Raw genomic sequence first — 20,694 nt, forward strand, 5'->3', positions numbered from 1 at the left:
TATGAGTTGTATTCGGAGACGAGCGAAGGGATGATCTACGGCTGCTTAATGCATTTGATGGTGAAACGATTAGCGGGGATGGCTGATTAATATTGTCTTTATAAATCAGCTCTGAAAGCACAACCACAGCACCCTGCAATGGCTGATGGGTCACCGCAGGGCGATCGCCACCCAACAGACCAGGGATGCTCGTTTCTTTGTGGTGGGTTGTGGTACGTGGAGATGGTCGTTGAATGGGTGGCGGTGCATGGGAGATGAATGGAGATTATTATTTCCTCCCAACCGAATTACGGTCGTTGAATGGGTGGCGGTGCATGGGAGATGAACCCAAATTGTTGTTGATTTCCCAGCGTTCTCCCATGCACCCTACGGGTCGATCGAGCGGTGGTGGGAGATGAATGGAGATTATTATTTCCTCCCAACCGAATTATGGTCGTTGAATGGGTGGCGGTGCATGGGAGATGAACCCAAATTGTTGTTGATTTCCCAGCGTTCTCCCATGCACCCTACTACGGGTCGATCGAGCGGTGGATGGTGGAATAGGGCCAGTCGGTGGGGGTGATGGCGTGGCCGTGTTTAACGGGGTTTTGGTGAATGTAGTGGATGTGGTTTTGGAAATCGGCCTCATCACGAATTTGGTGTTCCCAAAACCGACGTTGCCAATAGGGGTGATCGCCTCGGGTTTGACGCGATCGACTGCTGGGTAAATCGATCGGGAATTGACGGTTGCAAACTCGAGTGGTGCGAGTTTTGATCAGCCGCCACCGGGTCGAAAAATCGTCGTCGCCTGTCGGTAGCGTCCAGATGCAATGAAGATGATCGGGCAGCAGCACCCATGCATCGATCGAGAATGGATAGGCAGCTTGGGTGGTGCGAATGGCTTGGCGCAGGGCTTGCCGGGCGATCGGCTCACAAAGCCACGGATAGCGACCATAGGTGACAGCCGTAAAAAAGTACGTGCCCCCCTCCGATCTCCAGCGCCGATAATTGGGCATCGCATCCATCCCCGCAACAGATCACCCCATCCATTATTCACCACCCCACAAATCCCACCAATCCCGTAGGGTGCATGGGAGCAAGCCCCAATAGTCACGAAACGGTTAATTCGTACTCCCATGCACCGCAGCCCGATTGCCACCCAACCGATCATGGTCGTTGGATGCGTCACAGGTGGCGGTGCATGGGAGATGAACCCAAATTGTTGTTGATTTCCCAGCGTTCTCCCATGCACCCTACATTTGTATGGGAGCCTTTCGCCAGTTTTCGTCCGCTACGGTTGGTTGAAGGGGGTTGGGGCGGGGCCCAGGTCTTGGAGCTTGCGGGCGAAATAGCTTTCGCGGTGTTGCAACTGCTTCGCCAAAATCACCGCCTGTTCGTAGGCAATGCGGGCCCGATCGCGCTGATTCAAACTGACAAACAAATCACCCAACTTTTCGTAGGTGTCCATCATTCCGTAGCCGTCCGCCGCCTCGCGGGCCAACTCCAACAGGCTGATGTAAAGACTGGCGAGCAGATCGGGTTTGTCGGCAAAGGCGGGGCGGCTGCGATAGAGAGTGGCCAGGCGATCGAGCGCTTCTCGGGCAATGCCCAACTGCTTGATGGAGCGGGCGGCGGCGGCCGTTTCGCGATATTGCAACACCGCCTCTTCCACACGATCGGCCCGGTCAAAATTGGCAGCTAACTCGCTCATCAAGGGCGGAATGAGCCGCACAATCCCCAATTCCTGATAGACCCCCAACAAGTCGCGCTGGGCGGCGATCGCCTCATCCCATTGGCGCGATCGATTCAGCAACATCACCAATTCCCGCGCATAGCGCACCTCGGCCTGGCGATGAGGCGGAATGGTGGGTTCTGTGCCCGGCGGCACGGGAACCGCCACCCAACGACCCGCAGCAATTTTGGCCCGCTCGATCGCCAGCAGCTCCCGGTAGGCATCCACAGCCGCCGCATCCTCAAACAGGCTGGCTCGCAATTGGCCGATCGCCACCAGATATTTTTCAATTCCCGTGGGATCGTCGGCCGTTCTGGCCATCAACAGGCGCGGTTCCAACACCGCCAAGGCCAACTTGGGCGCACGCACTTGGTAATAGGCCAAGCCCAGGGCCTCCAGCAGGGCCGGATCTTCAGGGATGGGCAGCGGTTGTTCGTCAGGCAAAACCAGCTTGGGGCCCGTTTGCCCCGCTTGGATCGCCTTGATTCGATCGGTCACCACCCGCGTTTCTTCCACGGCCCCTTCCCGCCAAGCCAGCTCGCCCACTCGTCCCAGGGCCGGCAATTCTGCAAATACGCCCAAAAACCGCCGCAATCGCAGTTCTCGATTCCAAAGGGCGAAGGCTTCTAGGGTTTTGCCGGCCCGCAGGGTGGCCGCCGCCTGGAGGTTCAATTCATCGAGGGCCAAACGCAGCCGATCGCGCTCCGTGGGTGACAGTTCCCGCTTCATGGGAAACTCCGGCAGCAACGGATCCGCCTCTAGCAGTTCCAGCGGACTGGGTGGAAATTCATCCTTAACCGGCCGCGAAAAGATATCAAAAATCGGCAGGTTATCCAGAAAAGGTAACTGAGCGCGAGCCACTTCCCCGGCGCTGGCCAAGACCAGGGCGATCGCCCCCGCTGACATTGCCCACCGCAGCGATCGCAGCAGTCCATTCAGGGAAAATTCGGTGCGGGAAGGAACGCAACGGGCAGGCATGGGTGAATTGTCCCCGGAAAAACTGAATGAAAAAGAGACTGGAATAAAAAAGAGACTGAACCGGGCGCGACGGGCGAGCAGCGGCGAACCGTAGTGTTACTTTACCGTAGTGTTTTGCTGGCGGCACTTGGCCATGGTTGCTGATGGTTCTGGTTTGCGCCCGCCCAACCGTTGGGATGCATTGCTGACCTTGCGGGGGGTGGCTTGCTGTTTGGTGATTGTGGCCCACTGCGGCCCGCCGGCCCAAAGCTTGGTCTGGGCTGGACAGGATTGGAGTTGGCTGCTGTTTGCGCCGGGGGGCGTGGCAGTGCGGGTGTTTTTTTGCTTGTCGGGCTACTTAATCGGTAAGGGATTTTATACCGAACGCTATCGGCTCGATCGCCCTGGCATCATTCGATATTTTCAAAACCGCGCCACCCGAATTTTGCCGCTTTACTATGCCTGTATTTTGATATCGGCAGCGGTGTTTTATCCCCACAGTTGGCAACCCAATCATTGGGGTCATTTGCTGCGGTTGCTGACTTTTACCTATGAGCATTCTTTGCCCTTTGAGTTTAATGCACCCCTATGGTCGCTTTCCACGGAAGTGCAATTTTATGCGATCGCCCCTCTTATTTTTTGGGCGAGTCGGCGCTGGCTGAAAACCGGGCAATTATTACTGGTGGCCATGGCAGCAGTGACCAGTGGATTAATGCTCTATCGGTTCGGAGTTTTTGAGTTAATTGAACAATTATTGGGCAGCACAGAGGGAAATCCCTATTTTATTCGCTATATCTATACTTTTTTGCCGGCCAATTTAGATGCCTTTCTGGTCGGTTTTTGGCTGAATCCGCTGATGCAAAAGCTGCACCAAAGCCGACCCCCAACGATCGACCCAGCGGAGGGACAAACAGACCTGATCGAGCCAGGGCAACGGTTACCGGTTCGGCCCTGGGTGGCCCTGGCTTGGGGCCGATCGATTCTGGGGCTGCCCTGGAAAGGCTGGGCGATCGGGGCGATGGTGTTGCTTTATGGGTTGGCCGCCTGGTGGAAATATCAAGGGAGCGATCGGGTGTTGTTGGTGGCTCCGGGGCTGACGGTGTTGGCGACGGGGCTGTTTATTTTTGCCTTTGAACGACGGGTTTATTTCAGTTCTGGGCGCAACCGGCCGCTCTCGCGATCGGCCATGGCGGCTAATCCGCTCCGGGCTTGGGAATTGCTCGGGTTGTTGTCTTTTGGTCTTTATGTTTGGCACTATCCCTTACTGAAGGTGATCGGCCCGTTGATCACGAATCGATCGTCCTTGGTGGCCTATGGCGAACGGTTGGGGTTGGTGTTTTTAGGGTCGATCGCCCTGGCCAGCTTCACCTACTGGGCGATCGAAATTCCGGCAATCCGTTGGCGCAAAAAAGTCCAGCGATCGCCCGAACGATCCCTTAATGATTCCAATCGCTGAGTTTGAAGCCCAAGAATCGATCGAACAATCCCGATCGCCAGATATATCGCAACAGCAAACACCAACTCAGGGCGATCGCCCCAATCAGCAAATAGTCCACCGGTTGCAACAGCGCCAACTCAAAAAACTCGCGCGTTCCCGGCAGGGCCACCAAACCGGCATAGATCCCCAATAGGCCCAAGGCCAGCAGGGAATAGCGGCGATCGCCACAGAGGGGTTCCGCTGCCACCCAAGGCCCCGCTGGCGGCTTCAAAAACGGCACAAGCAACAGGCCACAGCTTACCAACAGCGTCACCAGGGCGCTGCGGGGCACGGCCAAGAGCGCATCGTTCAAAACCACCAACTCTTCGCCCGTTTGGGTGGCGTTCCAAATGGTGGTGACCAAATAGCCCAAGTAAACCGCCACCGCGATCGGGGTGAGGGTCAAGGTCGCAGGCAAGGTGAAATTCAGCATGGACTTGAGGACGCTCTTTTGGCGCGGTTTCCCGGGCCGGGCCCACAGGGGAAATCCAAAGGTGGGCAGCCCCACCGCCACGATCGTCACCACGGCGCTGTGTTTATTCAGCAGCGGAAAGGTTCCCAGCACTTGCCCCGTACATAAAATCAACAGGGTGACGCAAAACACCCGCACCATAAACAGTTTCAGCACATCGCGGATGCCGTTGCCGATCCGTTGCCCTTCCAAAAAGGTATAGGGCAGGGTCTCGAAGGAGTCGCCCAGCAACACAATGTCGGCGGCGCTGCGGGTGGCTTTGCTGCCACTTTCCATGGCAATGCCCAGGTTGGCTTGCTTCAGGGACAACACATCGTTTACGCCATCGCCAATCATGGCCACATAGTTGCCCGCACGTCGCAGGGCCGTGACTAAGCGGGCTTTTTGTTCCGGAACGATCCGCCCAAAGATTTGATGCTCGATCGCGGCTTGGGCAAATTCCGCCTCAGTCATGGCGGCCAGGTCGGCTCCGGACACGGCCGACAGGTTTTCGCCCAAACCCACCCGAGCCGCGATCGCCCGCACGGTGTCGGGGTTGTCGCCAGAAATAATCTTCAGCCGAATGCCCGCCTCGGCAAATCCTTGGAGCGTTTCCGTCACGCTGGGGCGCAGCTCGTCGCTAAACACCAACAGGCCCAGGGGTTGCAAATCCTGGGGCAGGGGGGCGCTGTCGCGTTTGGCGGGCTTGGGCGGAATGGTGGGACTGACGGCAAACAGCAACACCCGAAATCCTTGGCGAGCCAGGGTCTGGGCCTGATCGCGCCATTCCGGGGGCAGCGGCTCCGCCAGGCCCACGCTCACCATTTCCGGCGCACCCAGGACGTAATACCCCACCACGGGCCCGGCGGTTTGCGGGGCGATCGGGTCAGGCCCAAAGGCGATCGCGCTCCACTTGCGGGCTGATGAAAAGGGAATTTCATAGAGCGGTTCTTGGCCGGGAGCGGGGCAACCGAGGGCGATCGCCTCGCTGGTGGCGTTGCCGGAACGGGTGCTGGCGGCATAGGTTCCCACCTGTTGGGTCAGGGTGGCCAAGTCCTGGCCGGGGACGATCGGCCACAGTTCCGTGAGCTGAATTCGGTTCGCCGTCAAGGTTCCGGTCTTGTCCACACAGAGCACGTCTATATTGCTCAGGGATTCCACAGCGTTGGCCTGTTGAATCAGCACCCGCTTGCCCACCATCCGCACCGCCGCCAGGGCATAGGACAGGGTGACGGTTAAGTACAAACCGCTGGGAACCAGACCGGCAATCACGGCCGATCGCTGCACTGTTTCATTGAAGGAAATGGCTTTGGCAATGAACCCGATCGCCACCAGGGCCCAAAAAAAGCAGGCAATGATCATAAAAATCCGAATCACCAAATTCACTTCCGATTGCAAGGGCGTGAGCATTTGGCGAAAGGTGCGGGCACTTTCGGTGAGTTGGTGGGCCAAGCTGTTACGGCCCACTTTTTGGGCTAAATAATAGCCACTACCGCTTAAACAAATGGTTCCCGAAAAAACAGGGCTGCCGGTTTCCTTTTCAATGGGGTCTGACTCTCCTGTTAAGAGCGATTCATCGGCGGCGATTTCTCCGGCCATCAACTCCCCATCCACCAGAATTTGATCGCCCGATCGCAACACTAAAACATCACCCGCCACGATTTCGCTCGGGTCAATATCCTGTTCACGGCCTTCGCGCACCACGGTGGCCTTGGGCCGGGTTAAAAGGGCAATTTCATCGAGTTTGCGCTTGGCCGCCACTTCTTGAATGGCATTAATCACCACGCTGCTCAAAATGACCGCCGCCACCAGGATGGCATCGCTAAAACTGCCTAAAAATAAGAAAACAACACTAATGGCAACGAAAACAAAATTAATAAAGGTAAAAATGTTTTCCCGGAGAATTTGCGCATATGAGCGACTGGTTTTCAGGGGGGCATCATTACCCTGGCCGGCGGCCCGGCGCTCCAGCACTTCGCTGCGGGTCAGACCTTGGAGATGGGGCGGAAGATTCGGCTGATTCACGGGTGACAGGCGATGGACGGGCGATCGAACTAGCAGGCCATCATACCCGGCCCGATTGGGTCTGGCTCGATCGCGAGCGATCGCCCTTGGTGCGGCGGGTCAGTGCCGAATTTCGGGATAATGGGGATCGTTACGGTTCGTTACATACTCCTTCGACACCTCACGCGATCGCCCCATGCCCCGAGATCTACGCGGCTTCTTGAAGCTTTTGGATGAGCGCGGTCAACTGCGCCGGATTACGGTTCCCGTTGATCCCAACCTGGAAATTGCTGAAATTGCCAACCGGATGCTGGCGGCGGGCGGGCCGGCCCTGCTGTTTGAAAACGTGAAGGGCAGCCCTAGCTCCGTGGCCGTGAACCTGTTGGGCACGGTGGAGCGCACCTGCTGGGCCATGAATATGGATTCGCCCGAGGAGTTGGAAACCTTGGGCCGCAAGCTGTCGATGTTGCAGCAGCCGAAGCCACCCAAGAAAATTTCCCAGGCGATCGAGTTTGGCAAGGTGCTGTTTGATGTGTTGCGCGCCAAGCCCGACATTGACCTATTTCCCGCTTGCCATCAGGTGATGAAACGGGGCGAAGAGGTGAATCTCAACGAAATTCCGATGATTCGCCCCTATCCCGACGATGCGGGCCATGTGGTGACGCTTGGGCTGGTGATTACCAAAGATTGCGAAACCAAGATCCCGAATGTGGGGGTTTACCGGCTGCAACGGCAATCGAACAATACGATGACTGTTCAGTGGCTGTCGGTGCGGGGCGGCGCGCGCCACCTGCGGAAGGCGGCGGAACGGGGCCAAAAACTGGAGGTGGCGATCGCCCTGGGGGCTGACCCGTTGTTGCTGATGGCGGCGGCCACACCGATCCCCGTGGACTTGTCCGAGTGGCTGTTTGCGGGTCTCTACGGCGGTTCCGGCGTACACCTGACCAAGTGCAAAACCCTGGATTTGGAAGTGCCGGCCAACTGCGAAATGATTTTGGAAGGGACGATCGACCCGAGCGAAACGGCGATCGACGGGCCCTTCGGCGACCACATGGGCTACTACGGCCCGGCGGCTCCCGGCCCCCTGCTGCGGGTTCATGCCGTCACCCACCGCAAGGATCCGATTTACCTGACCACCTTCAGCGGCCGACCGCCCAAGGAGGAGGCGATGATGGCGATCGCCCTCAACCGGATTTATACGCCGATTTTGCGGACGCAAGTGCCGGAAATTACGGACTTTTTCCTACCGATGGAAGGGTTGAGTTATAAAGCGGCAATCATCTCGATCGACAAGGCCTATCCGGGTCAAGCTCGCCGGGCCGCTTTGGCGTTTTGGAGTGCCTTGCCCCAGTTCACCTACACCAAATTTGTGATCGTGGTGGACAAGTCCATTAATATTCGCGATCCGCGCCAGGTGATGTGGGCCGTTTGCTCCAAGGTTGACCCCGATCGGGATGTGTTTATCCTGCCGGAAAATCCCCTGGATTCCTTGGATTTTGCCACCGAAAAAGCCGGTCTTGGCAGTCGGATGGGCATTGATGCCACCGATAAGATTTATCCCGAAATTGATCGGGAATGGGGCAAGGTTTTGGAATCCGATCCAGAGGTGGCCGCCACGGTCGATCGACGTTGGGCGGAATACGGCTTGGCAGATATTAATCTGATGGAAGTGGATGCCAATTTGTTTGGTTACGACATTCAGAGGTAGGCGATCGTGGCGGTAATCCGGGGGCTACATGTGGCGTTGAATGTGACCGATCTCGATCGCGCCGCCGAATTTTACGGGGGATTGTTGGGGCTGGAATTAATCGATCGCCCTCTGAAATTTCCCGGTCTTTGGTATGCGATCGGCGATTGGCAAATTCACCTGATTGTTGCGCCCCGGGTGGTGAACAATATTCAGGACGATCGTTGGGGTCGCAATGCCCACCTGGCGATCGCGGTGGATGACCTAGAAGCCCTGAAAACCCAACTCACCGAAGCGGGTATTTCCTGGCAAGCCAGCGCCTCCGGTCGCGCCGCCATCTTTGCCCCCGATCCCGACGGCAATCTCTTAGAATTCCAGCAATCCTAAACCCCTCTCGATCCATTGCCCATCACGCAAGCCATCGTCTGCGCTGAAATGTCGTAGTACTCACATCTCTGACAATCAGCGCGGCTAGAATAATGGGCAGCCTTCGCAATCGGTCATCAGTGGAGCAGGAGTATGGCAACTGATGCAACCTCAATTCAGAAAATTTACGATCGCCTAACTATCACTCCCGAACAGCTCAAGGATTTCTGCATTCGGTGGCAGATTGCCGAATTAGCCGTGTTTGGTTCAATTTTGCGAGACGATTTCCGCGATCGCGGAGATGATGTCAGTGATATTGATTTACTTTACAGCCTGAATCAGTCTTCAAGTCATAGCCTTTTCGACATCATGCAGATGCGCGAAGAACTAGAAAAGCTTTGCCATCGAAGAATTGACTTGATTAGCAAACAAGGAATTAAAAATAGTCGTAATTGGCTGCGCCGCCAAGAAATCTTAAATTCAGAGATGATTCTATATGCTCAAAGACAGTGCATCCAGAGATGATCAATCCTTACTGTATATTGCCGACTCCTTGCCTGATGTTTTGCGACAGATTGAGCCACTACTACCAACGCCACCTCAAAATTCATAGCCCATTAATGATCTAAGTTAGTGTCCCAGCTGTTATCACTAGTTCAGAGAGTAAATGATATGAAAACTAATACAATATCAATTCGAGAAGTCTACGATCGCTTAACCATCACACCCGAACAGCTCAGAGATTTCTGCATTCGGTGGCAGATTGCCGAATTAGCTGTGTTCGGTTCAATTTTGCGAGACGATTTTCGATCTGATGGAAAAAATCTTAGTGATGCAGATTTCTTATTTTGCTATCTGCCAAACGCAAATATGAGCTTACTGCGACGAGCAAGAATGGCAATAGAATTAGAAGCCTTATGTCACCGATCCGTTGACTTGATCTTATTAAAGGAAGTCCTGACTAGCCATAACTTAAGTCGAAGAAATGACATTCTAGATTCAGCGATGTGGATTTATGGACAGAAATCGAGATAGGGATGCAATCGTTGATATTCTCCAAGCGATCGAAGAGATTTTGTGCTCGATGGCTGGTGTCAGCCTAGATCAGCTATCTACCAACCGAGAGAAGCAAGCTGCCATTCTTTATTTTTTGATCATTATTGGTGAAGCAACCAAGCGTCTATCTTCAGAATTTAGAGCAACCCATTCAAACATTGATTGGAAGGGAATGGCAGGAATGCGAGACATTCTAGCGCATCAATATGATCGTGTTGATGTCCAAGTTATTTGGGATGTTGTACAAACGGACTTAATACCTCTATCTCAATCGTTGAAACATCTACTAGAATAGCAATAGCACTATAAAATCGTCTGACAAATCAATTAACTATGTAGTTCCAAAACTTCCTAAATAAACGACAAAAACATTAAAGTCAAAATACGTAATGTGCTTTATATTAATTGGCTTAGATTAGCTCTTAAATTCATATTTAAAACCGAAATAAACACTCTAATTTTTATACTAAAAGTAAGCAAAATGATCATAAAAATGGGCTGACAATTGCCAGCCCGTATTCTACTCGTTACTTTTAAGTTAGTAGACAAACTTAGGACTGACCCGGTAGCAAAAACCGAATCATCATATACAAAGAAGCAGCAACTAGTTGGGCTAGCATCACCGGAATTCCATACTTCAAAAAGCGGTGAAAAGAGATGCTTTTGCCGTGCAATTCAGCAATTCCAGCCGCCACAATGTTAGAAGAAGCGCCAACTAGGGTTCCATTTCCTCCCAAGGTTGCGCCATACATCATTGCGTAAAACAGGGGCAACACTTGTGGAGGAAAGCTCCCAGAATAATCCTGCGCCAAAATTTCTGGCCCAGCCATCCCTACATTCACCACATATTCCTTGAGCAGGGGAACCATTGCCACGACTAAAGGAATATTGGGAACAACGCTAGACACCAAGCCCACAAAGAAAATCAGGGCGATCGAACCCAAGAAAATATTGGTTCCGAGCATAGCTGCCAAGGCTCCTGACAAAAGACTGACCACGCCAGTTTTTTGCAAGCCGCCGATCAGCACAAAAATGGACATGAAAAACAGCAATGTGCTCCAATCCACATCTCGCAAAATGTTATTAACGGTGTCAATTTTGCTGTGATGAGCTAAGAGCAAGGCTAACGCAGCACCTAGGAGGGCAACGGCGGCGGGAGAAACAGGAATGGGTAACGACTCACCAATCACAAAAAAGACCAACACGAGCAGCACAATCAGACCACCAAAGGCTAATGTGCGCGGGTGATTAATTTTGGGATGGGGCAAGTCGTCCAGATTTTTCAGCTCTTTCTTCCAAGTGGTTCGGAACAAAATAGGAAGCAGCAGAACAAGCACTCCGATCGCCACAGCACCCCCTAGGCTAAGGCGAGTTAGGTATTCGGTGAAGGTTAAATTTACTGCGTCCCCAACAATGTAGGTGGCTGGGTCACCCACAATGGTTAAAAGTCCGGCACTGTTGGCCACAAAAACCATCAAAATCAGAAGGGGCACGAAATCTACGCCCACTTCTTCTGCCAATGGGGGAATTAAAGGAGCCAACAACATGACTGTGGTGGCGTTTGGCAAAACAGCACAAATGGGCGTTGTGATGCCCACAATCCCTAACAGTAAATTTTTGCCTTTGCCTTGGGCCAAAATCACCATTTGGGTGGCTAAGTAGTCAAAAACTTTGGTGGGTTCAAAGGCCCGCACCAAAATCATGACCCCCAAGAAGAGGGCGAGGGTTCCATGGCTCTGGCTGATGTACCCGATCGCCTCTTTCAAGCTCATTACGTGGGCAAACACCAACACCAGCGCTCCCAAAAAGGCTGCAACCGTGAGGTGAATCCATTCCGTCATGATCACCACAATGACGGTGATGAAGACAATTCCGGCAATCCAAGCGTCTAGGTTTCCGATTTGCTCTAGCATTTCCGATTCTCCTTCCATTGGCTGACGAGGTTAGCTGACGGGCTAGGCTTGGAAGTAGCCTTCTTGCAGCACAAGATTCGCCCCAAAATTTAGGCTGGTTCCCCCGCTCGATCGCCCTGCTTCAATTGAACTTAAAGACCAGAGCCGATCGATTAAGCGTTGACTACGAGATAGTGAAAGTTGCAATTTGTCCATGTCGTTTATCAATGACATAAAGCGACTTAATCCAATCAAGTGTCTACTCAAAAAAATCCAAACTTGGTCTAATTGCCCTTCAGCTAAAAACGTCTGCCTTGAGGTTGGCTAACCATGACTGATGAAATTTCTTGACGAATTGCCAAAAAGTTTCTTCACTTTGCTATTGATTTTGCAATCACCAAAACCAATAGCTCTAGGCATGTCATTCCAAGCATGGAGACAATGCATGAAGACTCAGGTGGAATCAGCCTAAAGACTGTGGGCAACTGATAGATTTCGATGAATTTCTTTTGAGTTGGCTCGGTGGATTCAAGCCTGTGTCATGGATCACAGGTTATTTGGACAGACTGCCGTTTGACGCTAGCATGGATAACTTGGGTGGGTCAATCAAGGGGCGATCGCCTAGGATTTGGCTCTAGGTACAATTCCCAAGTTCCGGTACTGTGAATAAACGAGTCAAACTCACCGTAAATTGAGTCACCAAATCGCCGTTAGACCCCGAGCAATGGATATCAAAAATGGATTCGTCGGGACAGTTGGTAATACTCCACTGATCCGGCTCAACAGCTTTAGTGACGCAACCGGCTGCGAAATCCTGGGTAAAGCGGAATTTTTGAACCCTGGTGGGTCGGTTAAAGATCGGGCGGCCCTTTACATTATTGAAGATGCGGAACGGCGCGGGTTGCTGAAACCCGGCGGCACGGTGGTGGAAGGCACGGCAGGCAACACCGGAATCGGCCTCGCCCACATTTGCAACGCCAAGGGTTACAAGTGCCTGATCGTGATTCCCGATACCCAGTCCCAGGAAAAAATCGACCTGCTGCGGACGCTGGGGGCGGAGGTGAAGACTGTGCCCGCCGTGCCCTACCGCGATCCTAATAACTATGTGAAGCTGTCGGGTCGGTTGGCGGCGGAAATCCCGAACGCCATTTGGGCCAACCAGTTCGACAACTTGGCGAATCGTCAGTCCCACTACGAAACGACGGGGCCGGAGATTTGGGCGCAAACAGACGGCACGGTGGACGCTTGGGTGGCGGCGACGGGCACGGGCGGAACCTACGCGGGGGTGGCGATGTTCCTGAAGGAGCAGAACCCCCAAGCGCAAATGGTGCTGGCGGATCCGATGGGCAGTGCGCTCTATAGCTACGCGAAAACCGGGGAGCTGACGATGGAGGGCAGCTCAATCACGGAAGGGATCGGTAATTCGCGGGTGACGGCGAATATGGAGGGCGTGCCGATCGATGATGCGATTCGAGTGACGGATCCGGAGGCGCTGGCGGTGCTGGCTCAGTTGATGAAAAAGGAGGGGCTGTTTATGGGCGGCTCTGTGGGCATCAATGTGGGGGCGGCGGTGAAGCTGGCGGAAAAACTGGGGCCGGGCCACACGATCGTCACGGTGCTGTGCGATGGCGGGTCGCGGTATCAGTCGCGGCTGTATAACGCGGAGTGGCTGGCCAGCAAGGGGCTGGTGATGCCGGATTAATGCAGGTTAAATCCCTGCAAGCCGGAGGGCGCAACGCCTTGCGCCCCTACGGAGGTGGTGGTGCGAGCGCCCGGTGAACCGGTGACGATCGGTGGTGCGTACCCGGCGCGGTAGGATAGGGAGTCGCAATTTTTGTTGCTATCCGTTTGCTTCGTCCTGTCGCTCCATCTGTCGCCATGACCGTTACCGCTGGGAACTGGGCCGCCACTGCCGGTGAGGCTGAATTGCGCGATCGCCTGTTGGATTTGCTGTGCGATCGCGCCTATCGGGAGGGGGACTTTACCCTTTCGTCGGGCCAAAAAAGCACCTATTACATCAACTGCAAACCGGTGACGCTGCATCCTGAGGGGGCGTTGGCGCTGGGGCGGTTGCTGCTGGGGCAAGTGCCGACGGGTGCGGCGGCGGTGGCCGGGTTGACCCTGGGGGCTGACCCGTTGGTGTCGGCGGTGAGTGTGGTGTCAGCGCTGGAAAACCGCCCGATTTCTGCCCTGATCATCCGCAAGGAAGCCAAGGGCCACGGCACGATGGCCTACATTGAGGGGCCGGCGTTGGAGCCGGGTTCGTCGGTGGTGGTGCTCGAAGATGTGGTGACGACGGGGGGGTCGGCCTTGAAGGCGGTCGATCGCCTGCGGGAAGCGGGCTACCAGGTCGATCGGGTGGTGGCGATCGTCGATCGGCTCCAGGGTGGCGCGGAACTGTACGCGCAACATGGCTTGGCCTTTGAGGCGCTGTTCTCGATCGCCGATGTCCAGGCCCATTACGCGGCGCGATCGACCCAACCTTAATCGATCACCCGACCCGCATTTCCGTAGGGGCGCACAGCGGTGCGCCCTCCGGTTCGATCAATTCGGGTGGGGGCTGGGCACACGCGATTCGCCTTCCAATTCGATCAATTCGGGTGGGGGCTGGGCGCACGCGGTGCGCCCCTACGGGTAGATTTTCGTATCGAATTTTGTTGTCTGAAATCTGTTTTTGGGAGCTTGTAACCGTGACTGGAACCCGCCTGCAAAACCAAGTGGCTGTTGTGACCGGGGCTTCTCGGGGGATTGGCCGAGCCGCTGCCCTCGCCCTGGCCGCTGAAGGGGCCAAGGTGGTGGTGAACTATGCGGCCTCCAGCGGGGCGGCTGAAAGCTTGGTGGCGGAAATTGCCGGGAACGGGGGCGAGGCGATCGCCGTGAAAGCCGACATGTCCAAGCCGGACGAGGTGGACGCGCTGTTGCAAGCCACCTTGGACAAATGGGGCCGGGTCGATGTGTGGGTGAACAACGCCGGGATCACCCGTGACACGCTGCTGCTGCGGATGAAGCTGGAAGACTGGCAGGCGGTGATTGACCTGAACCTGACCGGCGTATTTTTGGGCACGAAGGCCGTCAGCAAGGTGATGCTGAAGCAAAAGTCTGGCCGGATCATCAACATCGCTTCCGTGGCGGGGCAAATGGGCAACCCGGGACAGGCCAACTACAGCGCTGCGAAGGCGGGTGTGATTGGTTTCACGAAGACGGTGGCCAAGGAACTGGCGGCGCGGGGAATTACGGTGAATGCGATCGCCCCCGGTTTCATCAGCACGGACATGACCGAAGGCTTGGACAGCGAAGGCATCCTGAAGGCGATTCCGTTGGGTCGCTACGGCAAGCCCGAGGAAATCGCGGGCACGGTGGCCTTTTTGGCGGCCGACCCGGCGGCAGCCTACATCACGGGTCAAACGATTAACGTCGATGGCGGCATGGTGATGGCCTAGGGGTTGATTCGTTTTCTGCACATTCCGGAGCTAAATCATGAGAGCCACGCGCTGGGCGATCGCCCCGGAAGATGCCGATCGCGCCGCTGAAATTGCAGCGGCCACGGGCCTGTCGCCGCTGTTGGCGCAGGTGCTGATTAACCGGGGTGTGGATTCACCGGAGCTGGCGGAGCTGTTTCTCGATCCGGATTTGGCGGAACTGCCCAGCCCGATCGCGGAGTTTCCCGATTTGGCCCCGGCGCTGGATCTGTTGGCGGAAGCGATCGAACGGGGCGATCGGCTCGGGATTTGCGGCGACTACGACGCGGACGGCATGACCAGCACCGCCCTGCTGATCCGCGCCTTCCGCCACTTGGGAGCCGATGTGACCGCCTCGATCCCGAGCCGGATGACCGATGGCTACGGGATTAACCAGCGGATCGTGGAGGAGTTTCACCAAAACGGGATTAGCCTGATCCTGACGGTGGACAACGGGATCGCCGCCTACGAGCCGATCGCCCGGGCCCGGGAACTGGGGTTAACCGTGATCCTGACCGATCACCACGATGTACCGCCCCGGATTCCGCCCGCCAACGCGATCCTGAACCCGAAATTAATCGACCCAGCCTCGCCCTACGCCGGATTAGCGGGGGTCGGTGTGGCCTACGTGTTGGCCGTGGCTTTGGCCCAGCGGATGGAGCGATCGGCCCCGTGGAAATCCCTGTTGCAACTTTTCACCCTGGGGACGATCGCCGATCTTGCGCCCCTGACCGGCGTGAATCGGCGCTGGGTCAGGCGGGGCCTCAGTTTGTTGCCCTTTTCGACGGTTCCCGGAATTCGCGCCCTGCAACAGGTGGCGGGGATCAGCGTGGCCGGCGATGGGCAAGGGGACGGTAACGCCACGGCCAGCACCAGCAAAGGCCCCCTAAAACCGGAGGCGATCGGCTTTCGGCTCGGGCCGCGAATCAACGCCGTGGGGCGGATTCACCAGCCGAATGTGGTAATCGACCTGCTGACCACCGATGACAGCGGCGAGGCCCTGGAGCGGGCCATGCAGTGCGAGGAAATCAACCAGAAGCGCCAACAGATTTGCAACCAAATTGAGCAGGAAGCCCATGCCTGGTATCAGTCCAGCGATTTGGATCTGAAGGCGGCGCGGGTGATGCTGGTGGTGCAACCGGATTGGCACCACGGGACGATCGGGATTGTTGCCTCGCGGTTGGTGGAGCGTTACGGCGCGCCCGTATTTATCGGCACTTACGAAGAAGAAAACCCCGAGCAGGTGCGCGGTTCCGCCCGCAGCATCCCCGAATTCAACGTCTTTGAAGCCCTGGAATATTGCAAAGACCTGCTGACCAAACATGGCGGCCACCGGGCGGCGGGCGGCTTTTCGCTCCCGGCGGCCAATTTGCCCGCTTTTGAGGCGCGGTTGCGGGAATTTGCCCAAACCTGCTTGCAACCGGAGCATATTTGCCCGCTGGTGCAGCCCGATGTGCGGGCCAGCCTGGGCGAGCTGGATGGGGAGCTATACGAGCAAATCGACATGCTGCACCCCTGCGGTATTGGTAACCCGGATCCGGTGTTTTGGTCGCCGGGGTTGCAGGTGGTGGGTCAGCGGCAGTTGGGCCAGGATCGCAAGCATTTGCGGCTCACGGTGTCCGATGGGACGGGCCAAATGGAGGCGATCGCCTGGCGCTGGGGCGATGCATTTCCGTTGCCGCCCGTGGTGGATGTGGCTTATCAGCTCAAGGAGAACCACTGGAACGGCGCGGTGAATTTGGAATTGGACGTGGTGGCGATCCGGCCCGCTGTCGCTGGTAGTGCCCCGGTGAGATCGCCCGTCCTAGCCGATCGCCCGGCCACCTACGATCCAGCCGTAACAGCCGCCATGCCAGACAAGGTGCTTGAGCATCTTGCTCCCCCGAGTCCCAAGCGAGCCAGCTTTACCTTCCGCGATCGCCCCTACAACTGCGCCTGGGGCGATCGGGACGGCCAACCGGAACTCCGGATCCGTAACCCCGAGGGTAAAGTGCTGGCCCTTGTTGACGGGGAACCCACCGGACTGCTTGGCCCCAACCGGGAAACGGCCGAGCCGGTGGATTTGAATCATCCTTTCTTTCGATCACTGATTGCCGCCGCCAAAGGGGCCCTAACTGGGGTTGATCCCGCTAATTCAGGCCTAACTGGGGCTGAATGACCGATAGCACCCGATCGCCCCTCAACAATTCCTCCGCCGCGGCCGCCTGCATGGGTTTGGCAAACAAAAAGCCCTGGCCATAGTCACAGCCCAACTGCTCTAGGCATTGCAACTGTTCTGGGGTTTCAATGCCCTCGGCCACCGTGTGAATGTTCAAACTGCGGGCTAAGTTCACGATCGTCCGCACAATGGCGGCGCTGTCTTCCGAGTAGGGCAGATCCTTCACGAAGGAGCGATCGACCTTCAGGGCATTGATCGGGAACTGCTGCAATCGGCTGAGGGAAGAATAGCCCGTGCCGAAATCATCAATGCAGGATTGCACCCCCAACGCCTTGAGCCGTGCCAGTTTATCCACCACCGAATCGACCCGCTCCGCAATCACACTTTCGGTCACCTCAATCCGCAAACAGGCCGGCGGCAAGCCCGTTTCCATCAGGGTTCGTTCAATCTGCTGCACCAAATTCGCTTGGGCAAACTGTCGCCCCGCAATGTTGACGCTAATGGAGAGGGGGAGATGGCTATGATCCCGATGCCAGTGCGATCGCCACTGTTGCAGTTGGGCACAGGCCGCCGCCAACACCCATTCCCCCAAATGCACAATCAGATCCGTTTCCTCTGCTGCCGCCACCATCACGGACGGCGAGATCCAACCCTGTTGGGGGTGGTTCCAGCGCACCAGGGCCTCAAAGCCCACCAACCGCCGATCTTGAATGCGGACGATCGGTTGGAAATAGACCTCTAAACCGTTGTTGCTGAGGGCTTGGCGCAAATCGCTTTCGATTTGCAACTGCGTGAGGGTGCTGTGGTGCAACATTGGCTCAAAGACTTGGGAGCAGCCCTTGCCGTTAGCCTTGGCACGATACATGGCAATATCCGCATCGCGCATGAGGTTTTGCCAGTTGGCGTAGGGCTGTTGGGTGGCGGGATCCTGGCTGAGGGCCACGCCAATGCTGGCGCTGGTGTAGAAGTCATGGCCATGGATATGAAAGGGCTGTTTCAGGTGTTCCTGCACCCGATCGGCCACCCAAAGGGCTTCCTCACTCGTGCCCACATCATCCAAAATCACGGCAAACTCATCGCCCCCCAGCCGGGCCACGGTGTCGTTGCACCGCAGGCAACTTTGCAGACGGCGGCCAATTTGCACCAAGAGTTCATCGCCCGCATGGTGTCCCAGGCTGTCGTTGACCACTTTGAACCGATCGAGGTCCACATACAACACCCCAAACATCCGATTGGCGTGGCGCTGGGATTGGCTGAGGCAAACTTTCAGCCGATCGACAAATAAGTTTCGATTGGGCAGCCCGGTCAGGGCATCGTAGAACGCGTTGTAGGTTAGCTGTTCTTCCGCCTGTTTGCGGGCGCTGATGTCTTCAACCAGGGCCAGGGTGTAGGGTTGTGCGTCGCTGGCGGATTGCACCAGGGAAACGGTCACATTCACCCACTGGAGCTGACCGTCCTTGCGCAGGTAGCGTTTTTCCAGGGAAAAGGAGGAAATGTCGCCTCGCCAAAGCCGCTGGGATTGTTGGAGGTTTTCGGCCAAGTCGCCGGGATAGGTCAAATCCTGAAAGGTTTGCTGCAAAAGTTCTGCTTCTGTGTAGCCCAGGAGGTTACAGAACCGCTGATTGACATGTAAATAGCGACCGTTGGGGTCAATTTGGCAAATCCCGATCGCGGCCTGTTCCACAATTGCCCGAAACCGTTCTTCGCTTTCTCGGAGGGCTGCTTCTGAGCGCTTGCGTTTGTCAATGTCGGTAATGGATCCCACCATTCTTTGCACTTGTCCCCGGCGATCCCACTGGGCTTGACCCCGAGCCGAAATCCATTTGTATTGGCCATCACGACATCGCAGCCGATATTCCATGGAATATTCATCGATTTTGCGGTTGACATAATCGTCAAAGCCCCGCAAAACCCGACCCAAATCATCGGGATGCACTCTAGAAATCCATTCCGATCGGCGGTTGCCAATTTGATCGGCTTGATAGCCCAACATGGATTTCCAGCGGCTGGAGTAGACCACTTCATCGGACTTGGGGTTCCAATCCCAAATACCGTCATTGTTGCCCTGGAGCACCAGTTGCCAGCGGTCTTCGTTGGATTGCGCCCGATCGGCCAGGCGGGCGGGCAATTGCATCCAGCGATAGATCTGTATACCGCCAATGATCGCCAAGCCACAGCCGGTTAACCAAGTCCAGAGCGATCGACGCGAGTACAGCACCCAACCATCTCGGGGCAGGGCCGCCAGTTCCCAATGGCTGTTGCCCACTTGCAGGAACGATCGCACCGGTTGCTGGCGAGCCAAAATTGATTCCCCAAACTGTCGCTCCAGCGCTTGACCTCGCACCCACACGGCCAGATGCACCGACGATTGGCGATTAGCGCGCAAATCTTCCACCACTTGGTTAACCTTGATCGCCACTTGCACCTGGATGGGGGGTTGACTCGAGGGGGCCAACTGGCGAATGGGCATGGTGGTGTTGATGAGAAGCAGAGGCCGGGGGCGATCGAACTGGAGACGGGGGAGACAAACGGGATTTAAATCCCAGGGTAAATCCGTGGCTAATGTCCAAGAAGGGGCCCGCGATCGACCCGCTGCGATCGGCTGAGGCGGACAAGCGGCTGAAGTGGGAACTCGGGGGTTAATTTCGGTGGGTGACAACGGGGGATAGCGGTATACAACCCGCGGCCCCTGCACCACCTGCACCGCTTGGATGGCCGGATCATCGGCAATGATTGAACCGGCAAAGGCGTTGAATGCTGCGGTGTTGAGTCGCCCTTCGGTGGCAATGTAGGTGGCGAGGCTGTAGCCCAGCATGGCCCGCACCTTCAGGTTGCTTTGAATTTGGGTTTCCAGGGCCGTCAGCTCCGCCGAAATGCGCGATCGTCGATCGTATAAACGGCGATCGCGATCGGCCTGATCAAACAGCCAAGTGCCGGCCAAAATCGCAACAACAGTTCCGCTCGCAACGATCGTGGGTAGCCAAGGCATCTTCATAGACAAAACCAAATAAGCACAAAGCGACTGGGCCGCCGCGTGATTGTTGGGGCTTCGGGGTGGGTGGTGACCTCCCGACAGACAGTTGGCAGGTGAGCGATCAACTGGGCGATCGAGGGCAATCAACGGGGATCGCTATCCGATCCACGGGCGATTGCCCAGCAGTCAACGGGGAATTGATAGGCATCAACGGGGGATTAACAGGTGATTGACAGGTCGTCAACAGGTCGTCAACAGGTCGCTAGCAGGTCATGAACAGGGCAATTAACACACAGGCAACTAACACACAGGCAATGGGCGATTGACAGGCAATTAACGATTGACAGGCAATTAAGAGGCAATCAATAGGCAACCCATCGGCAATCAACAGAAGAAATCTTGGCCATTCGTCACCGAGCAGACCGGATGCAATGCTGTGATCAAAGTGATGGCATAACAAAGATCTTTGGAGGAATATCTTTGCTCAAGGGTATTCCTCCAAA

At 56.0% G+C, this 20,694-nt stretch carries 16 protein-coding genes and 1 riboswitch; of the genes, 11 read left to right on the forward strand and 5 right to left on the reverse strand.

All coding sequences use genetic code 11. The features are described from left to right. Positions 1-509 precede the first annotated feature (509 nt). Together H6G52_RS05330 and H6G52_RS05335 are read right to left on the reverse strand one after the other, a co-directional pair. Positions 510-995, reverse strand: coding sequence for a transposase (locus H6G52_RS05330; protein ID WP_190526934.1), 486 nt, complete (start codon positions 993-995; stop codon positions 510-512). Between the two features lie 275 nt (positions 996-1,270). Then, positions 1,271-2,689, reverse strand: a complete 1,419-nt coding sequence (locus H6G52_RS05335) for a hypothetical protein (RefSeq protein WP_190526936.1) — start codon at positions 2,687-2,689, stop codon at positions 1,271-1,273. A 133-nt stretch (positions 2,690-2,822) separates the two neighbouring features. On the opposite strand from H6G52_RS05335, the gene H6G52_RS05340 reads away from it, so the two are divergent. Then, the gene (locus H6G52_RS05340; protein WP_190526938.1) at positions 2,823-4,124 is read left to right on the forward strand and encodes an acyltransferase; all 1,302 of its coding nucleotides are present in this window, start codon (positions 2,823-2,825) and stop codon (positions 4,122-4,124) included. On the opposite strand, the gene H6G52_RS05345 is transcribed toward H6G52_RS05340, so the two are convergent. Beyond that, complete coding sequence (locus H6G52_RS05345) at positions 4,105-6,621, reverse strand: HAD-IC family P-type ATPase (protein WP_370567674.1); 2,517 nt, start codon at positions 6,619-6,621, stop codon at positions 4,105-4,107. The genes H6G52_RS05340 and H6G52_RS05345 overlap by 20 nt on opposite strands. Before the next feature lie 2 nt (positions 6,622-6,623). On the opposite strand from H6G52_RS05345, the gene H6G52_RS05350 reads away from it, so the two are divergent. The 6 genes from H6G52_RS05350 to H6G52_RS05375 all read left to right on the forward strand — a co-directional run bounded on the left by H6G52_RS05350 (position 6,624) and on the right by H6G52_RS05375 (position 10,004). Then, on the forward strand, positions 6,624-6,824 hold the full coding sequence (locus H6G52_RS05350) for a hypothetical protein (protein WP_190526939.1): 201 nt from the start codon (positions 6,624-6,626) through the stop codon (positions 6,822-6,824). Continuing rightward, positions 6,797-8,308 carry a UbiD family decarboxylase gene (locus H6G52_RS05355; RefSeq protein WP_190526941.1) on the forward strand — a complete coding sequence of 504 codons (1,512 nt, stop codon included), beginning with the start codon at positions 6,797-6,799 and terminating at the stop codon, positions 8,306-8,308. Before H6G52_RS05350 ends, H6G52_RS05355 begins: the two co-directional genes overlap by 28 nt. 6 nt (positions 8,309-8,314) lie before the next feature. Next, positions 8,315-8,674 carry a VOC family protein gene (locus tag H6G52_RS05360; RefSeq protein WP_190526943.1) on the forward strand — a complete coding sequence of 120 codons (360 nt, stop codon included), beginning with the start codon at positions 8,315-8,317 and terminating at the stop codon, positions 8,672-8,674. A gap of 132 nt (positions 8,675-8,806) precedes the next feature. Next, on the forward strand, positions 8,807-9,178 hold the full coding sequence (locus tag H6G52_RS05365; protein ID WP_190526945.1) for a nucleotidyltransferase family protein: 372 nt from the start codon (positions 8,807-8,809) through the stop codon (positions 9,176-9,178). Positions 9,179-9,325: 147 nt separating this feature from the next. Next, positions 9,326-9,688, forward strand: coding sequence for a nucleotidyltransferase family protein (locus H6G52_RS05370; RefSeq protein WP_190526947.1), 363 nt, complete (start codon positions 9,326-9,328; stop codon positions 9,686-9,688). Continuing rightward, positions 9,669-10,004: a DUF86 domain-containing protein gene (locus H6G52_RS05375; RefSeq protein ID WP_190526949.1), complete on the forward strand. Its 336-nt coding sequence runs from the start codon at positions 9,669-9,671 to the stop codon at positions 10,002-10,004. Before H6G52_RS05370 ends, H6G52_RS05375 begins: the two co-directional genes overlap by 20 nt. 256 nt (positions 10,005-10,260) lie before the next feature. Here H6G52_RS05375 and H6G52_RS05380 read toward each other — a convergent pair whose 3' ends face one another. After that, entirely contained in the window at positions 10,261-11,622 is a 1,362-nt protein-coding gene (locus H6G52_RS05380; protein WP_190526951.1) for an ArsB/NhaD family transporter, read from the reverse strand. Positions 11,623-11,628: 6 nt separating this feature from the next. Continuing rightward, positions 11,629-11,791, reverse strand: a riboswitch (cyclic di-AMP (ydaO/yuaA leader). 534 nt (positions 11,792-12,325) lie between these two features. On the opposite strand from H6G52_RS05380, the gene H6G52_RS05385 reads away from it, so the two are divergent. From H6G52_RS05385 to recJ, 4 genes are all read left to right on the forward strand, one after another. Beyond that, positions 12,326-13,303 (forward strand): cysteine synthase A, encoded by a 978-nt coding sequence (locus H6G52_RS05385; RefSeq protein WP_190526953.1) that lies wholly within the window; start codon positions 12,326-12,328, stop codon positions 13,301-13,303. A gap of 176 nt (positions 13,304-13,479) precedes the next feature. Next, positions 13,480-14,088, forward strand: coding sequence for an orotate phosphoribosyltransferase (gene pyrE, locus H6G52_RS05390; RefSeq protein ID WP_190526955.1), 609 nt, complete (start codon positions 13,480-13,482; stop codon positions 14,086-14,088). 203 nt (positions 14,089-14,291) lie between these two features. After that, the gene (gene fabG, locus H6G52_RS05395; protein WP_099534767.1) at positions 14,292-15,041 is read left to right on the forward strand and encodes a 3-oxoacyl-[acyl-carrier-protein] reductase; all 750 of its coding nucleotides are present in this window, start codon (positions 14,292-14,294) and stop codon (positions 15,039-15,041) included. Positions 15,042-15,078: 37 nt separating this feature from the next. After that, positions 15,079-17,217 (forward strand): single-stranded-DNA-specific exonuclease RecJ, encoded by a 2,139-nt coding sequence (recJ, locus tag H6G52_RS05400; protein ID WP_190526957.1) that lies wholly within the window; start codon positions 15,079-15,081, stop codon positions 17,215-17,217. Here recJ and H6G52_RS05405 read toward each other — a convergent pair. Next, the gene (locus tag H6G52_RS05405; protein WP_190355476.1) at positions 17,189-20,212 is read right to left on the reverse strand and encodes a GGDEF domain-containing phosphodiesterase; all 3,024 of its coding nucleotides are present in this window, start codon (positions 20,210-20,212) and stop codon (positions 17,189-17,191) included. The two genes, recJ and H6G52_RS05405, sit on opposite strands and share 29 nt — an antisense overlap. Positions 20,213-20,694 lie beyond the last annotated feature (482 nt).

Source organism: Limnothrix sp. FACHB-881, assembly GCF_014698135.1.
Classification (GTDB): Bacteria; Cyanobacteriota; Cyanobacteriia; order CACIAM-69d; family CACIAM-69d; genus CACIAM-69d.

Bases quoted from the DNA above. Each gene is read 5' to 3' on its own strand.
- H6G52_RS05335 (WP_190526936.1), bottom strand. From the start codon at position 2,689: ATGCCTGCCCGTTGCGTTCCTTCCCGCACCGAATTTTCCCTGAATGGA.
- H6G52_RS05365 (WP_190526945.1), top strand. From the start codon at position 8,807: ATGGCAACTGATGCAACCTCAATTCAGAAAATTTACGATCGCCTAACT.
- H6G52_RS05370 (WP_190526947.1), top strand. From the start codon at position 9,326: ATGAAAACTAATACAATATCAATTCGAGAAGTCTACGATCGCTTAACC.
- H6G52_RS05340 (WP_190526938.1), top strand. From the start codon at position 2,823: ATGGTTGCTGATGGTTCTGGTTTGCGCCCGCCCAACCGTTGGGATGCA.
- H6G52_RS05405 (WP_190355476.1), bottom strand. From the start codon at position 20,212: ATGAAGATGCCTTGGCTACCCACGATCGTTGCGAGCGGAACTGTTGTT.
- H6G52_RS05355 (WP_190526941.1), top strand. From the start codon at position 6,797: ATGCCCCGAGATCTACGCGGCTTCTTGAAGCTTTTGGATGAGCGCGGT.
- recJ (WP_190526957.1), top strand. From the start codon at position 15,079: ATGAGAGCCACGCGCTGGGCGATCGCCCCGGAAGATGCCGATCGCGCC.
- H6G52_RS05375 (WP_190526949.1), top strand. From the start codon at position 9,669: ATGGACAGAAATCGAGATAGGGATGCAATCGTTGATATTCTCCAAGCG.
- H6G52_RS05330 (WP_190526934.1), bottom strand. From the start codon at position 995: ATGCCCAATTATCGGCGCTGGAGATCGGAGGGGGGCACGTACTTTTTT.
- H6G52_RS05385 (WP_190526953.1), top strand. From the start codon at position 12,326: ATGGATATCAAAAATGGATTCGTCGGGACAGTTGGTAATACTCCACTG.
- H6G52_RS05380 (WP_190526951.1), bottom strand. From the start codon at position 11,622: ATGCTAGAGCAAATCGGAAACCTAGACGCTTGGATTGCCGGAATTGTC.
- pyrE (WP_190526955.1), top strand. From the start codon at position 13,480: ATGACCGTTACCGCTGGGAACTGGGCCGCCACTGCCGGTGAGGCTGAA.